This window comes from uncultured Tateyamaria sp. (assembly GCF_947488715.1).
In the GTDB taxonomy this organism is placed as follows: domain Bacteria; phylum Pseudomonadota; class Alphaproteobacteria; order Rhodobacterales; family Rhodobacteraceae; genus Tateyamaria.
The window spans coordinates 220,301-236,424 of the sequence record NZ_CANLAG010000005.1; the positions used below are offsets into that span (position 1 = coordinate 220,301).

General features: G+C 60.2%; 10 protein-coding genes. All 10 read left to right on the forward strand.

Features of this window, described 5'->3' with window-relative positions; translation table 11 throughout:
• The first annotated feature begins 66 nt into the window (after window positions 1-66).
• The 10 genes from nusG (at window position 67) to rpoC (ending at window position 15,889) form a co-directional block, all read left to right on the forward strand.
• Entirely contained in the window at window positions 67-600 is a 534-nt protein-coding gene (gene nusG / locus Q0936_RS13425; protein ID WP_299142510.1) for a transcription termination/antitermination protein NusG, read from the forward strand.
• Between the two features lie 295 nt (window positions 601-895).
• Window positions 896-2,101, forward strand: coding sequence for an OmpA family protein (locus Q0936_RS13430; protein WP_299294477.1), 1,206 nt, complete (start codon window positions 896-898; stop codon window positions 2,099-2,101).
• Between the two features lie 185 nt (window positions 2,102-2,286).
• Window positions 2,287-2,712 (forward strand): 50S ribosomal protein L11, encoded by a 426-nt coding sequence (gene rplK, locus Q0936_RS13435; RefSeq protein ID WP_189370389.1) that lies wholly within the window; start codon window positions 2,287-2,289, stop codon window positions 2,710-2,712.
• A gap of 1 nt (window position 2,713) precedes the next feature.
• The gene (rplA, locus tag Q0936_RS13440; RefSeq protein ID WP_299142502.1) at window positions 2,714-3,412 is read left to right on the forward strand and encodes a 50S ribosomal protein L1; all 699 of its coding nucleotides are present in this window, start codon (window positions 2,714-2,716) and stop codon (window positions 3,410-3,412) included.
• Between the two features lie 128 nt (window positions 3,413-3,540).
• Entirely contained in the window at window positions 3,541-4,050 is a 510-nt protein-coding gene (locus Q0936_RS13445; protein WP_299294479.1) for a molybdopterin-dependent oxidoreductase, read from the forward strand.
• 7 nt (window positions 4,051-4,057) lie between these two features.
• Window positions 4,058-5,875 carry an ATP-binding protein gene (locus tag Q0936_RS13450; RefSeq protein ID WP_299294481.1) on the forward strand — a complete coding sequence of 606 codons (1,818 nt, stop codon included), beginning with the start codon at window positions 4,058-4,060 and terminating at the stop codon, window positions 5,873-5,875.
• A 308-nt stretch (window positions 5,876-6,183) separates the two neighbouring features.
• On the forward strand, window positions 6,184-6,696 hold the full coding sequence (gene rplJ / locus Q0936_RS13455; protein WP_299142494.1) for a 50S ribosomal protein L10: 513 nt from the start codon (window positions 6,184-6,186) through the stop codon (window positions 6,694-6,696).
• A 69-nt stretch (window positions 6,697-6,765) separates the two neighbouring features.
• The gene (gene rplL, locus Q0936_RS13460; RefSeq protein ID WP_299142491.1) at window positions 6,766-7,140 is read left to right on the forward strand and encodes a 50S ribosomal protein L7/L12; all 375 of its coding nucleotides are present in this window, start codon (window positions 6,766-6,768) and stop codon (window positions 7,138-7,140) included.
• Window positions 7,141-7,430: 290 nt separating this feature from the next.
• Window positions 7,431-11,567: a DNA-directed RNA polymerase subunit beta gene (gene rpoB, locus Q0936_RS13465; protein ID WP_299142489.1), complete on the forward strand. Its 4,137-nt coding sequence runs from the start codon at window positions 7,431-7,433 to the stop codon at window positions 11,565-11,567.
• Between the two features lie 77 nt (window positions 11,568-11,644).
• Window positions 11,645-15,889: a DNA-directed RNA polymerase subunit beta' gene (gene rpoC / locus Q0936_RS13470; protein WP_299378188.1), complete on the forward strand. Its 4,245-nt coding sequence runs from the start codon at window positions 11,645-11,647 to the stop codon at window positions 15,887-15,889.
• Window positions 15,890-16,124 lie beyond the last annotated feature (235 nt).

The following is a 16,124-nucleotide window of genomic DNA, read 5'->3' on the forward strand; positions in this document are numbered from 1 at the left end:
TTTTATTCAGGGCAGGGTGCGCAGGCACCAAAACGACAACGGAACAGGCAAGGGGCCAAGAGACACATGGCGAAACGGTGGTATTCGGTCAGCGTGCTTTCGAACTTCGAGAAAAAGATTGCAGAGACAATCCGCACCTCGGTCGCAGAGAATGGCCTCGAGGATGAAATCGACGAAGTGCTGGTGCCCACCGAAGAGGTCATCGAGGTCCGGCGCGGCAAGAAGGTCACCACCGAACGCCGCTTCATGCCCGGCTACGTGCTGGTGCACATGGAAATGTCCGACCAGGGCTATCACCTGATCAACTCGATCAACCGCGTTACCGGTTTCCTGGGCCCGCAAGGTCGCCCGATGCCGATGCGTGATGCCGAGGTGAACCAGATCCTGAACCGCGTTCAGGAAGGCGAAGAAGCACCGCGCACGCTTATCCACTTTGAGGTCGGGGAAAAGGTCAAGGTCAACGACGGCCCGTTCGAGGATTTCGACGGCATGGTCGAAGAGGTCGACGACGACAACCAGCGCCTCAAGGTCACCGTGTCCATCTTTGGCCGCGAAACACCGGTCGAGCTGGAATACACGCAGGTCACTAAGCAAATCTGACACCCGAAACGGTGAAATTTTGAAAACCCGCCCAGTTTCGGCGGGTTTTTCTATGCCGGAGCGATGTTGGATATTCTGATTTTGAATATCCCGAAAATGCGAATAGGCAGGTTTTGTAAGAAATTCAGAGCCTTGATCCCGCACGTCTTCACGTCCGCTTTCGGAATGTCACAAATCCCCAATAAAACCTTCAAGAACGGTTGACGAATGCGGCGGATTCACGCCTACTTATAGTCAGTGGCACACGATATAGATGTGCACCGCAGAGCTGAGCAGCTTATCTTGGGGGACGATTATGATTTTGAAATACGTGAGGGACAGCCTGCCGTGGCTGGTCCCGTCCGCAGCAATTGCATTCGCAGCATCCGGTTTTCTGGACCGTGGCAACGACACACAGGTTGCTGAAACAGCGCCCGTACCCGTCTATGTCGCGCCAGCCGTGCAACCCGCCGCAGTGGCCGCGCCTGCCAGCGCACCACAGGCGGTCAGCACGCAAATTGCCGCCGCTGCCCCGCTCGTCGCACAGGAAGAAGTCGTGGCACGTCAGGCAACCGGCACCGACGCTCTGGGTGGTCTGCAACCCGCAGTGGAGCCGTTGACGCAGCCTCTGGCCGCCGCTCCAGCGCCCGCGCCAGCGGTCCCGGAACAAACCACCGAAGAGCGCCTCGCCGCGCTGACCACGACCCAGCCCTCCACGCAGTTCTTTACTGCGGGCGGTGCCGCGTTGCAGGCCAAGGAACAGTGCATGGACGACCTGCGCAACCTGGCAGGCCAGGCGCGCGTCTACTTCCCCAGCGGCGGGTTGACCGCTGATGAGGGTGGCATCGAACAGGGCCGTCTCTTGGGTCTGGTCGCGCAATCCTGCCCCGGTGTGCAGATCCGCGTCGAGGGGCACTCGGATCCATCGGGTGATCCCGCCGCCAACCTCCGCCTGAGCGAGGCACGCGCCCAGCAGGTGATCCAGCGCATCGGTGCCGGTGGCATCGACACCAGCATGTTCTTTGCACAAGGCATGGGCGATCAACGCCCCTCCGGCATCGTCGGCCCCAAGCCCAGCTCGTTCTATGACCGCCGTGTCGAATTCTCGATCGTCGAGGAAGTGACCCGCGTGGCCGTGCGCACGCCCGTCGCCCCCAAGCCATGGGCCAACGCCTCTTGCGTGGTCGAGCTTGAGCGCGCCGTTCAGGGCACCGCGCTCTTCTACGCGCCCCGGTCGGTATCGCTGCATGCGGATGATCTGGAAACCGCGCTGAGCCTCGCAAACCTCGCGATGGCATGCCCCCATGCCCGTCTGCGCGTTGTAGGCCACCACTCGTCCGACATTCAGGCTCGCGAAGGGTTCCACACCGGTCTCCTGCGCGCCAAGGCCGTGATGGCCATGCTGGTGGGTCGCGGTGTGGCACCTGAGCAGATCATCATCGCCGCGCCGTCTCGTGCGCTCAGCGGTGCGGGGCTGCCCGGCAGCCGTGTCAACTTCGACGTGATCCTCGAAGAGGGCTAAACCGCCCTCCATTGTCGCGGGCCAAGATTGGCCTTGAAATCATAGCAGGAGCGCTGTAATCGGCGCTCCTGTTGCGTTATGCAGCATCCCATGTGGGAGGCGAGGGCCACGCGAGGCTCGGACCACACCACATCAACATAGGCCAAGGGACGCGTCCCACGGCTGTTTGAACAGGAGATTGGCACATGGCCAAGAAACTCGCAGGCACCATGAAATTGCAGGTGCCCGCCGGTCAGGCAAACCCTTCCCCGCCGGTTGGTCCGGCACTGGGTCAGCGCGGCATCAACATCATGGAATTCTGCAAGGCGTTCAACGCCAAGACCGCAGACATGGAGCCCGGCGCCCCATGCCCCACCGTGATCACCTACTACCAGGACAAATCCTTTGCCATGGATATCAAGACGCCGCCCGCGTCTTATTATCTGAAGAAAGCGGCCAAGGTGAAATCCGGCGCGAACAACCCTTCGCGTGAAACTGTGGGCACCGTGACAGCGGCCCAGGTCAAGGAAATCGCCGAAGCGAAGATGAAAGATCTGAACGCCAACGACATCGAAGGCGCAATGCAGATCATCCTGGGCTCCGCCCGCTCCATGGGCATCGAGGTGAAGTAAGATGGCAAAGCTTGGTAAACGCACAAAAGCGGCCCGCGAAGCATTCGCCGGCAAATCGAACCTCAGCGTCGAGGACGCGGTGGCACTGGTCAAAGGCAACGCAAAAGCCAAATTTGACGAAACCATCGAAATCTCGATGAACCTGGGCGTTGATCCCCGCCACGCGGACCAGATGGTGCGCGGCGTGGTTGGTCTGCCCAACGGCACCGGCAAAGACGTGCGCGTCGCCGTGTTCGCCCGTGGCCCCAAAGCCGAAGAAGCCCAGGCCGCAGGCGCGGACATCGTGGGTGCCGAGGACCTGATGGAAACCATCCAGGGCGGCACAATCGACTTTGACCGCTGCATCGCGACACCCGACATGATGCCCATCGTGGGTCGTCTGGGTAAGGTGCTTGGCCCCCGTAACCTGATGCCCAACCCCAAGGTTGGCACCGTGACCATGGACGTGGCGGATGCCGTCAAGAACGCCAAGGGCGGCGAGGTCCAGTTCAAGGTGGAAAAAGCGGGCGTGATCCACGCCGGTGTTGGCAAAGCATCCTTTGACGAGGCAAAGCTGGTCGAAAACGTGCGTGCCTTTGTGGGCGCCGTGGCCAAAGCCAAGCCTGCTGGTTCCAAAGGCACCTACATGAAAAAGGTCTCGATCAGCTCGACCATGGGTCCGGGCGTGAGCGTGGACGTGGACAGCGCGGTCACCGAATAAGCGACCCCGCATCGTCCAGTCATTGAAAGGCGCGCCCGAAACGGCGCGCCTTTTTTGGTTTGGGATAACCCAATCTTAGCAAATGCTGCCGTATCCCCGCTGTGTCTGCACCGCAGTGAGGGGGCGCTATGTCAAAATTCTGGTCCGTCTGGGCGTCCACATTGGTGGCGCTGTGTATCACGATGACTGGCGCAGGGGCGGCATCGCTGGCTGCACCGTCCGGTGGGACAATCCTCGTGGTCAGTGGGGCGATCACCAACCACAATCACGCCGATCATGCCGCGTTTGATGCCGACATGCTGCGCGCGCTCGATTGGGTCGAGGTCGAGACGTTTACCTCATTTACCGAGGGGCCGCAGGTCTTTGCCGGGCCGACACTGGCTTCGCTGCTTGATGCCGTTGGGGCGCAGGGTGGCACGTTGCATGCCACCGCGATCAATGACTACTCTGTCGAAATTCCGGCGCAGCATGCACAGGCACACCGGGTCATTCTGGCGGTTGAACGCAACGGCGAACCGATGCGCATCCGGGACAAGGGGCCGATCTGGGTCATCTATCCAATGACCGAGGACGAGGCCAAGAAACGTTCCTTTGATCGCGAGATGATCTGGCAACTCGCCCGCATCCGGGTCGAGTGACAGGCGTATGTATTCCGCCTCCCCGATCAAGCGGAGCCTGATTGCCATTGGGCTGTGCATCGGCCTGCTTATTGTCTTTTTTGAGCACCGCAAGGCGGTGCAAGAGGCCGAGCGCCAGATGGTCTATTCGGCCTCCAATGCCTCATGGAAGATCAGCGAGCTGGTCTACGAGGCGCAGCGTTTCTTTACCACGCTGGCCAACCATGGTCAGGGCGAGGCAAGCCTATACGAAGTCCAAGTGCAATTCGAGGTCTTCTGGAGCCGCACGCAGCTGGTTGCAGAGACGGAATTTCCCGAACGCATTGCGCTGGACGAGGGGCTAAACCGCATCCTCGATTGGTTGGAACAACACGAAGGCGTCATATTCTCCGAAAACGAAGCCGTTGCTGGTCAACTGGCAGGCTTGCGCAGTTCGCTGGAACCCTTGGTCATCTCCATACGTCAAAACTGGGTGCGTGAGTTTAACGCCTCGCGCAACCGGGCCGTGACGGCCCGCAGCGGATCGGAAAGCCGCCAGAACGCCCGCCAGGAGTTTCTGATCGCCGTTCTGATCGCCTGCATCGTTCTGTACCTCGTGGTCGAGGTGTATCTCGGCACTTTGGCGCACCGGCGCGAGCAGGTGTTGCGGGCGGCTGCGGACGCGGCCAACCGCACCAAGTCCGATTTCATCGCCAGTGTCAGCCACGAGATACGCACACCCCTGAATGGGATCATCAGCATGGCGTCTCATCTGGGCGATCACCCGCTCAGTCCCGAGTTGCGCGAATGTGTGTCGATCATTGAAGATTCGGGTGGGTTGCTTCTGTCGACGATCAATGACGTTCTGGACCTTTCCAAGATTGAGGCAGGCGAGATGCCCATCGAATTTCGCCCCTTCGATCCCGGCCGCAGCCTGTCCCTTGCCCGCGATCTTTACCGCGACCAAGCGGGCGACAAGGGCCTGTCGCTTGATCTCGTCATTCAGGGCGATCCCTTGCCCCTGCTGATTGGCGATGAACGCCGCACGCGGCAGGTGTTGCACAACCTCGTTTCGAACGCCGTGAAATTCACCGAGCACGGTCATGTGCGGATCACTGCATCCCATGGTGTGTCCGCCGATGGCGCGGACCAGTTCGAAGTCTGCGTGTCCGACACCGGCCCCGGTATCGCAGCCACGGCCCAGGCGACCATTTTTGAACCATTTGGACAGGCGGATGCGTCAATCTCCCGCGACTTTGGCGGCACCGGTCTTGGGTTGGCGATCTCGCGTACCCTGTGCCGGGCCATGGGCGGTGAGCTGCGCGTGATGAGCACGCCGGGGCAGGGCGCTGAATTCACCGTCACCCTGCCATTTGTCCGCGCCTCCGCGGATGCTGTCCGCGAATGGACCGGATCAACGGCACAGCCCGCCGAGGAAACGCCGTTGCACGGGCGTGTGCTGATCGTTGACGACAACGCAACCAACCGCCTGATCCTGCGAAAACTGCTTGGCGGTCAGCGGCTCGATTTCTTTGAGGCGGCCAGCGGCCCGGAGGCGCTGGATTTCCTCAGCACCGAGGCTGTCGATCTGGTGCTGATGGACGTGCAAATGCCGGGTATGAATGGCATCGAAACCACCGCGCGCCTTGTCGAAGCGGCCGAGCTTGCCGGCAAAGCACCGCCACCCGTCATTGCCGTGACGGCAAACGTCATGCCCGAGCAGGTGGATGCCTATCACCGGGCCGGCATGACAAACGTCCTTCCCAAACCAGTGTCCAAGAACGCGTTGATCGCCAAGATGCGCGAAAGCCTGCCCGCCGCAAACGTCGGAGCCATTGCGCTCAAGCCACCTCAGGACGTGGCCTGAACCGACGGGGGACGCCCGCGCACAGGTGGCGTGGGGCCAATTCGGACTTGGCAATCAAGGGTTCACACACTAGTACACCGTCACGAGGGCTTTCGCGCGATTCGCGGCGGCCCTCAATTTCGTCCGAGACGGTGGGTGGTTGGGATATGCCAATCATAATTCCTGCCTGAGACGGGAAGAGACATTCCAGCCTGGCTCATGTGTTCCAGGCATTGGGCTGCGACGACCCGTTCGGACCCGATTGCCGCGCAACCGCGCGGTGAAAACGAGCCGGGGGGGTCCGCCCCTCCAAGTACTGGAGTAAAACTGTGGATAGAGCCCAGAAAGAGAAAGTGGTCGACGAACTCGGCCAGATCTTTGAAAGCTCTGGCGTCGTTGTGGTTGCCCACTACGCCGGTCTGACAGTTGCCGAAATGCAGGATCTGCGCGCGAAAGCGCGGGATGCGGATGCTGCCGTTCGTGTTGCCAAAAACAGGCTCGCCAAAATCGCCCTGGATGGGAAGCCCTGCGAAAGCATCGCCGACTATCTGACGGGTATGACCGTTCTGACCTTCTCCGAAGATCCTGTGGCTGCGGCCAAGGTCGCGGAAGACTTTGCCAAGGGCAACGACAAGTTCGTGATCCTTGGTGGGGCCATGGGTGAGAACGCTCTGGACCGGGCCGGTGTGACGGCTGTGTCGAAAATGCCTTCGCGCGAGGAGCTTATCAGCACCATCGCGGGCATGCTTGGCGCACCTGCATCGAACATCGCCGGGGCCATTGGCGCACCTGCAAGCAACATCGCATCCATTCTCTCGACCATCGAGGAAAAGGCGGCGTAAGGCACTGTCAAAGCGGCGTGGGGATACCTCGCGCGTTGGAACACACTTAAAACGGAAAGAGCTGATAAAATGGCTGATCTGAAAGCACTCGCGGAAAGCATCGTGGGCCTGACCCTGCTGGAAGCACAAGAACTGAAAACAATCCTCAAAGACGAGTACGGCATCGAGCCTGCAGCCGGTGGCGCAGTCATGATGGCGGGCCCTGCTGACGCCGGTGGCGCAGCCGAGGAAGAGAAAACAGAATTCGACGTCGTCCTGAAAAACGCAGGCGCATCGAAAATCAACGTGATCAAAGAAGTTCGCGGCATCACCGGTCTGGGCCTCAAAGAAGCCAAGGACCTGGTCGAAGCTGGCGGCAAGATCAAAGAAGGCGTCGACAAAGCCGAAGCCGAAGACATCAAGGGCAAGCTGGAAGCAGCTGGCGCCGAAGTCGAACTGGCCTAACTTGGCCTATACGGGGCGCTTTTTGTCATATGACAAAGCGGCTGGGGCACGCCACGTGCCTCAAACCCCTTGAAACCATTGGGCTGGATGCGCATATCGCGTGTCCAGCCCGACCCGTCTTGGCAAGGGCTTTCCTGAAAGTCTTTTCCAAGATGCGGTTTGCAAGGTCGGGAGGCCACCGGTGGGACGGTGGCCATGAATTGACCTGAAACCCATCGTCTCACGGGTGCAGCGTGCCGGGGCCCGACGGTACTGCAGTGTCCAGAGAAACGCTGAAAGGTGACACCAGTATGGCGCAAACGTTCCTTGGCCAGAAACGTCTTCGTAAATATTATGGCAAAATCCGCGAAGTTTTGGATATGCCAAACCTCATCGAGGTTCAAAAGTCTTCCTACGACCTGTTCCTGAATTCCGGCGACGCCGAGACCCCCACCGACGGTGAGGGGATCATGGGCGTGTTCCAATCGGTCTTCCCGATCAAGGATTTCAACGAAACGTCCATCCTCGAATACGTCAAATACGAGCTCGAGCGCCCGAAATATGACGTTGAGGAATGTCAGCAACGCGACATGACCTACAGCGCGCCGCTCAAGGTGACGCTGCGCCTGATCGTGTTCGATATCGACGAAGACACCGGCGCCAAGTCCGTGAAGGACATCAAAGAACAGGACGTGTTCATGGGCGACATGCCCCTGATGACACCGAACGGCACGTTCATCGTGAACGGCACCGAGCGTGTGATTGTGTCCCAGATGCACCGCTCGCCCGGTGTGTTCTTTGACCACGACAAGGGCAAGACCCACTCGTCCGGTAAACTGCTGTTCGCCTGCCGCATCATTCCCTACCGCGGCAGCTGGCTCGACTTTGAATTCGACGCCAAGGACATCGTCTTTGCCCGCATCGACCGTCGCCGCAAATTGCCTGTGACGACGCTGCTCTATGCGCTTGGTCTCGACCAAGAGGCGATCATGGACGCCTACTACAACACCGTGAATTTCACGCTGAAGAAGAACAAAGGCTGGGTCACGCCGTTCTTCCCCGAGCGTGTGCGCGGCACCCGTCCGACCTACGATCTGGTTGACGCCAAAACCGGCGAAGTCATAGCTGAGGCGGGCAAGAAAGTCACGCCCCGCGCGGTCAAGAAACTGATCGACGAGGGTGCGGTGACAGAGCTGTTGGTGCCCTTCGAGCACATCGTCGGCAAGTTCGTCGCCAAGGACATCATCAACGAAGAAAACGGCGCGATTTATGTCGAAGCCGGTGATGAACTGACGCTGGAATACGACAAGGACGGCGATCTGATCGGCGGCACAGCCAAAGAGCTGATCGACGCAGGCATCACCGAGATCCCCGTGCTCGACATCGACAACGTCAATGTCGGCCCGTACATGCGCAACACCATGGCGAACGACAAGAACATGAACCGCGAAACCGCGCTCATGGACATCTATCGCGTCATGCGTCCGGGCGAGCCGCCCACCGTTGATGCGGCGTCTGCCTTGTTCGACACGCTGTTCTTTGACAGCGAGCGTTATGACCTGTCCGCTGTTGGCCGTGTGAAAATGAACATGCGTTTGGCGCTCGACGCCGAAGACACCCAGCGCACCCTGCGCCGCGAAGACATCGTGGCCTGCATCAAGGCACTGGTGGAGCTGCGCGACGGCAAGGGCGACATCGACGACATCGACCACTTGGGCAACCGTCGTGTGCGCTCGGTCGGTGAGCTGATGGAAAACCAGTACCGCGTTGGCCTGCTCCGCATGGAGCGCGCGATCAAGGAGCGCATGTCGTCCGTCGAAATCGACACCGTCATGCCCCAGGATCTGATCAACGCGAAACCTGCCGCTGCAGCCGTGCGCGAGTTCTTTGGCTCGTCCCAGCTGTCGCAGTTCATGGACCAAACCAACCCGCTCTCCGAAGTGACGCACAAACGTCGTCTTTCGGCGCTTGGGCCGGGCGGTCTGACCCGCGAACGTGCCGGTTTTGAGGTGCGCGACGTGCACCCGACCCACTATGGCCGGATGTGTCCGATTGAAACGCCCGAAGGGCCGAACATTGGTCTGATCAACTCGCTCGCCACCTTTGCGCGCGTGAACAAATACGGCTTTATCGAAACACCCTACCGCGTTGTGAACGACGGTCAGGTGACCGACGAAGTGCACTACATGTCTGCGACCGAGGAAATGCGTCACACCGTGGCGCAGGCCAACGCCTCGCTGGATGTGGACGGTCGTTTCAACAACGAGATGGTCAACACCCGGAAATCCGGGGACTACACCCTGTCGCCGGTCGACTCGGTGGACCTGATCGACGTCAGCCCGAAACAGTTGGTGTCGGTTGCTGCCTCCCTGATCCCGTTCCTCGAAAACGACGACGCCAACCGCGCTCTGATGGGTTCGAACATGCAACGTCAGGCGGTTCCGCTTCTGCAAGCCGAGGCGCCGCTGGTCGGCACTGGCATCGAAGAAGTTGTGGCGCGCGACTCTGGTGCGGCCATCATGGCGAAACGTGCCGGTATCATCGACCAGGTGGACGCAACCCGGATCGTGATCCGTGCCACCCATGACCTCGAACTGGGCGACGCGGGCGTGGACATCTACCGCATGCGCAAATTCCAGCGTTCGAACCAGAACACCTGCATCAACCAGCGTCCGCTGGTGAAGGTGGGTGACACGGTTCAAAAGGGCGAAGTGATTGCCGACGGTCCGTCCACCGATATGGGTGAACTGGCCTTGGGCAAGAACGTGGTCGTCGCGTTCATGCCGTGGAATGGCTATAACTACGAAGACTCGATCCTGATCTCCGAGCGTGTGTCGCGCGATGACGTCTTTACCTCGATCCACATCGAGGAATTCGAAGTCGCCGCCCGTGACACCAAGCTGGGGCCAGAAGAGATCACCCGCGACATCCCCAACGTCGGTGAGGAAGCCCTGCGCAACCTCGACGAAGCGGGCATCGTTTACATCGGTGCGGACGTTGAGCCGGGCGATATCCTTGTGGGCAAGATCACACCGAAGGGCGAAAGCCCGATGACGCCGGAGGAAAAACTCTTGCGCGCCATCTTTGGTGAGAAAGCCTCGGACGTGCGCGATACTTCGCTGCGCGTCAAACCGGGTGACTTTGGCACGGTTGTTGAGGTGCGCGTCTTCAACCGCCACGGTGTGGAAAAAGATGAACGTGCCCTGCAGATCGAACGCGAGGAAGTTGAACGCCTCGCCCGTGACCGCGACGACGAGCTGACCATTCTGGACCGCAACATCTATGCCCGTCTGGGCGACATGCTGCTGGGCAAGGAAATCGCCAAAGGGCCGAAAGGCATCAAGGCGGGCGCAAATGTCGACGCTGACATGCTCGAAGCCTACCCGCGCTCCGCGTGGTGGCAGATTGCTCTGAAAGACGAGCAGTCCGCTCAGGTGGTCGAGGCCCTGAACGAGCAATACGAGGCGCAAAAGCGTGCCTTGGATGCCCGTTTCGAGGACAAGGTCGAAAAGGTCCGTCGTGGCGACGATCTGCCTCCGGGCGTGATGAAAATGGTCAAGGTGTTCGTCGCAGTGAAGCGCAAGCTGCAACCGGGCGACAAGATGGCCGGTCGTCACGGCAACAAGGGTGTGATTTCCAAAGTGGTGCCGATGGAGGACATGCCGTTCCTCGCGGATGGCACACCGGTCGATTTCTGTCTGAACCCGCTGGGTGTTCCGTCGCGTATGAACGTCGGTCAGATCCTCGAGACACACATGGGCTGGGCCGCGCGCGGTCTGGGCGTGAATGTCGACGAGGCGCTGCAAGAGTACAAACGCTCTGGCGATCTGACACCGGTGCGCGAAGCGATGAGCCTGGCCTACGGCGACGATGTCTATGCCGAGGGTCTGTCGCCCATGGACGAGGACCAGTTGATCGAGGCCGCAGGCAACGTCACACGCGGTGTTCCCATCGCCACGCCCGTCTTTGACGGTGCGAAAGAGGCGGATGTGAACAACGCGCTGGAACGTGCCGGTTTCTCGACCTCGGGTCAGTCGGTGCTGTTTGACGGCCGCACGGGTGAGCAGTTCAGCCGCCCCGTGACCGTGGGCATCAAGTACCTGCTCAAACTGCACCACCTTGTGGACGACAAAATCCACGCCCGTTCGACCGGTCCGTACTCGCTTGTTACGCAGCAGCCGCTGGGTGGTAAGGCACAGTTCGGTGGTCAGCGCTTTGGTGAGATGGAAGTCTGGGCTCTGGAAGCCTACGGCGCCGCCTACACCTTGCAAGAGATGCTGACAGTGAAGTCGGATGACGTGGCGGGCCGGACCAAGGTCTATGAGAGCATCGTCAAGGGCGAGGACAATTTCGAGGCCGGCGTGCCGGAATCGTTCAATGTTCTGGTCAAAGAGGTCCGCGGACTGGGCCTCAACATGGAACTCCTGGATGCGGAGGAAGATGAATAGCGGCGCATTGGTAAGGCGGGGTTAACCCCGCCCTACGGCTCCAATCTTCCCTCTGCTCCCCTTTCAAGGATTTGAAAATGAACCAGGAACTGACAAACAACCCGTTCAACCCGCTGACGCCGCCCAAGGTCTTTGACGAGATCAAGGTGTCGCTGGCGTCGCCTGAACGCATCCTCTCGTGGTCGTTTGGCGAGATCAAGAAGCCCGAGACCATCAACTACCGGACGTTCAAGCCTGAGCGTGATGGCCTGTTCTGCGCGCGTATCTTTGGCCCGATCAAGGATTACGAATGCCTGTGCGGCAAGTACAAGCGCATGAAATATCGCGGCGTTGTCTGCGAGAAATGCGGTGTCGAAGTCACACTGCAAAAGGTGCGCCGCGAGCGGATGGGCCACATCGAACTGGCGGCCCCCGTCGCGCACATCTGGTTCCTGAAATCGCTGCCGTCCCGCATCGGTCTGATGCTGGACATGACGCTGCGCGATCTGGAACGTGTGCTGTATTTCGAAAACTACGTCGTGACTGAGCCGGGTCTGACGGACCTCAGCTATGGCCAGATGCTGAGCGAAGAAGAGTACATGGACGCGCAGGACGCGTTCGGCATGGACGCCTTCACCGCCAACATCGGTGCCGAAGCCATCCGCGAGATGCTGTCCCAGATCGATCTCGAAGCCGAGGCCGAAACCCTGCGCGCGGACCTCAAGGAAGCGACGGGCGAGCTGAAGCCCAAGAAGATCATCAAGCGCCTCAAGGTCGTAGAATCCTTCCTGGAATCCGGCAACCGGCCTGAGTGGATGGTTCTGACCGTGATCCCCGTGATCCCGCCAGAACTGCGCCCGCTGGTGCCTCTGGATGGTGGCCGTTTCGCGACGTCCGACCTGAACGACCTGTACCGCCGCGTGATCAACCGGAACAACCGTCTCAAGCGTCTGATCGAACTGCGCGCACCTGACATCATCGTCCGCAACGAAAAGCGGATGTTGCAGGAATCCGTCGACGCATTGTTCGACAACGGCCGCCGTGGCCGCGTGATCACGGGTGCCAACAAGCGTCCGCTGAAATCGCTGTCGGACATGCTGAAAGGCAAGCAGGGTCGCTTCCGTCAGAACCTTTTGGGCAAACGCGTCGACTTCTCGGGCCGTTCGGTCATCGTGACCGGGCCGGAACTGAAGCTGCACCAATGCGGTCTGCCGAAAAAGATGGCGCTCGAACTGTTCAAGCCGTTCATCTACTCGCGGCTCGAGGCCAAAGGGCTGTCGAGCACCGTCAAGCAAGCCAAGAAGCTGGTGGAAAAAGAACGTCCTGAAGTTTGGGATATTCTGGATGAGGTCATCCGCGAACACCCCGTCATGCTGAACCGTGCGCCGACGCTGCACCGTTTGGGCATTCAGGCGTTTGAACCCGTCCTGATCGAAGGCAAGGCGATCCAGCTGCACCCGCTGGTCTGCTCGGCCTTTAACGCTGACTTTGACGGCGACCAGATGGCTGTGCACGTCCCGCTGAGCCTTGAGGCCCAGCTGGAAGCACGTGTTCTGATGATGTCCACGAACAACGTTCTGTCGCCCGCCAACGGCGCGCCGATCATCGTTCCGTCGCAGGATATGATCCTGGGTCTCTACTATGTGACCCTGGAACGCGAAGGCCTGAAGGGCGAAGGCATGGTCTTTGGCTCGATCGAGGAAGTGCAGCACGCGCTGGACGCCGACGTCGTGCACCTGCACACCAAGATCAAGGCGCGGATCCCGCAGATCAACGCCGAAGGCCTCGAAGTCATGGAACGCTTTGACACGACCCCCGGTCGTGTGCTGCTGGGCGCGCTCTTGCCGCTCAACAACAAGGCACCGTTTGAACTGGTGAACCGTCTTCTGCGGAAGAAGGAAGTGCAGCAGGTCATCGACACCGTCTACCGGTATTGCGGTCAGAAAGAGTCGGTTATCTTCTGTGACCAGATCATGACCATGGGTTTCCGTCACGCGTTCAAGGCGGGCATTTCGTTCGGCAAGGACGACATGCTGATCCCCGACTCCAAATGGCCAATCGTCGAAGAGACTCGCGACCAGGTGAAGGACTTCGAACAGCAGTACATGGACGGTCTGATCACCCAGGGTGAGAAGTACAACAAGGTGGTCGATGCCTGGTCGAAGTGTAACGACAAGGTCACCGACGCCATGATGGGCTCGATCTCGGCTGAAAAGCGGGATGCCGATGGCGCTGAGATGGAACCGAACTCGGTTTACATGATGGCGCACTCCGGTGCCCGTGGCTCCGTGACGCAGATGAAGCAGCTGGGCGGGATGCGCGGCCTGATGGCGAAGCCGAATGGCGACATCATCGAGACACCGATCATCTCGAACTTCAAGGAAGGTCTGACCGTTCTTGAATACTTCAACTCGACTCACGGCGCGCGGAAAGGTCTGTCGGACACCGCTCTGAAAACGGCGAACTCGGGTTATCTGACCCGTCGTCTGGTGGACGTCGCACAGGACTGCATCGTGCGTGACAACGACTGCGGCACCGAAAACGCCATCACTGCCGAAGCGGCGGTGAATGACGGTGAGGTGGTTGCATCGCTGGCCGAGCGTGTGCTGGGCCGTGTGGCGGCGGATGACGTTCTGCGCCCCGGCACGGACGAGGTGATCCTGGCGGCTGGCACGCTCATTGACGAGCGTATGTCGGATGCCATCGACGAGGCGGGCGTGCAGTCCATGCGCATCCGTTCGCCGCTGACCTGCGAAGCCGAAGAGGGTGTGTGCGCGACTTGCTATGGTCGTGACCTTGCCCGCGGGACCAAGGTGAACACCGGCGAAGCCGTCGGCATCATCGCGGCCCAGTCCATCGGTGAACCCGGCACACAGCTGACGATGCGGACATTCCACATCGGCGGCGTTGCGCAGGGTGGTCAGCAGTCCTTCCTCGAGGCGAGCCAAGAGGGCAAGATCGTCTTTGAAAACGCACAGACGTTGAAGAACGCTGTGGGTCAGGTTCTGGTCATGGGCCGGAACATGAAGATGATCATCCAGGACGAGAATGGCGACGAACGCGCGAGCCACAAACTGGGCTACGGCACGGCATTGTTCGTGACCGACGGTCAGGATGTGAAGCGTGGCGACAAGCTGTTCGAGTGGGACCCCTACACGCTGCCGATCATCGCGGAGAAGGCCGGTACGGCGAAATACGTCGACCTCGTGAGCGGCCTGGCCGTGCGCGACGAGACGGACGATGCCACCGGCATGACCCAGAAAATCGTGATCGACTGGCGGACCGCACCCAAGGGCAACGAGCTGAAGCCGGAAATCATCCTTGTGGGTGACAATGGTGAGCCCGTGCGCAACGATGCGGGCAACCCGATCACCTATGCGATGTCCGTGGATGCCGTTCTGTCGGTGGAAGATGGTCAAGAGGTCGCCGCAGGTGACGTTGTGGCCCGTATTCCGCGCGAAGGTGCCAAGACCAAGGACATCACCGGTGGTCTGCCCCGTGTGGCCGAGCTGTTCGAAGCGCGCCGTCCCAAGGATCACGCGATCATCGCGGAAATCGACGGGTATGTGCGCTTTGGCAAGGACTACAAAAACAAGCGCCGTATCGCGATTGAGCCCAGCGACGAGTCGATGAACAAGGTCGAGTACATGGTGCCCAAGGGCAAGCACATCCCGGTGGCCGAAGGCGACTTTGTCCAGAAGGGTGACTACATCATGGATGGCAACCCGGCCCCCCATGACATCCTTGCCATCATGGGCGTCGAGGCGCTTGCTGACTACATGATCAACGAGGTGCAGGAGGTCTACCGACTGCAGGGCGTGAAGATCAACGACAAGCACATCGAGGTCATCGTGCGTCAGATGCTCCAGAAATGGGAGATCGAGGACTCGGGCGACACCACGCTGCTCAAAGGCGAGCACGTGGACAAGCAAGAGTTCGACGCGGCCAACGAGAAGGCACTGTCGAAAGGTGGACGTCCCGCACAGGGTGGTCCGATCCTCTTGGGCATCACCAAGGCGTCGTTGCAGACGCGGTCGTTTATCTCGGCGGCGTCCTTCCAGGAAACCACCCGCGTTCTCACCGAGGCATCGGTGCAGGGCAAGAAAGACAAGCTGGTGGGTCTCAAGGAAAACGTCATCGTGGGCCGTCTGATCCCCGCCGGGACCGGTGGTGCGACGCAAGCTGTCCGCAAGATCGCGTCCGATCGCGACAACGTGGTCATCGAAGCGCGCCGCGAAGAGGCCGAAGCGGCGGCTGCACTGGCGGCGCCAACTGCGGACGACGTAGTGGGTGGCGACGTGTTCGACACCGTGATCGACCATTCCGAAGAGAGCCGCGACTGACGTCAGAGCTTTTGATCAAATCGAACAGAACCCCGCCGGAAACGGCGGGGTTTTTTCGTTTGCGCCGAAGTGTCCCCGCGGGGACAGCGCGTGCGCCGGGTTTACCGAAAAACAGGGCGTTCGCTTTTGTCCATCCCAATCAGTTGCTTGACCCAGCGGGCGCAGGGGCAACCGAACGGTAACGAAATCTGGCCACACTGACGCGCGATGGGGCGCGGTTTTCAGGAACGGTCAT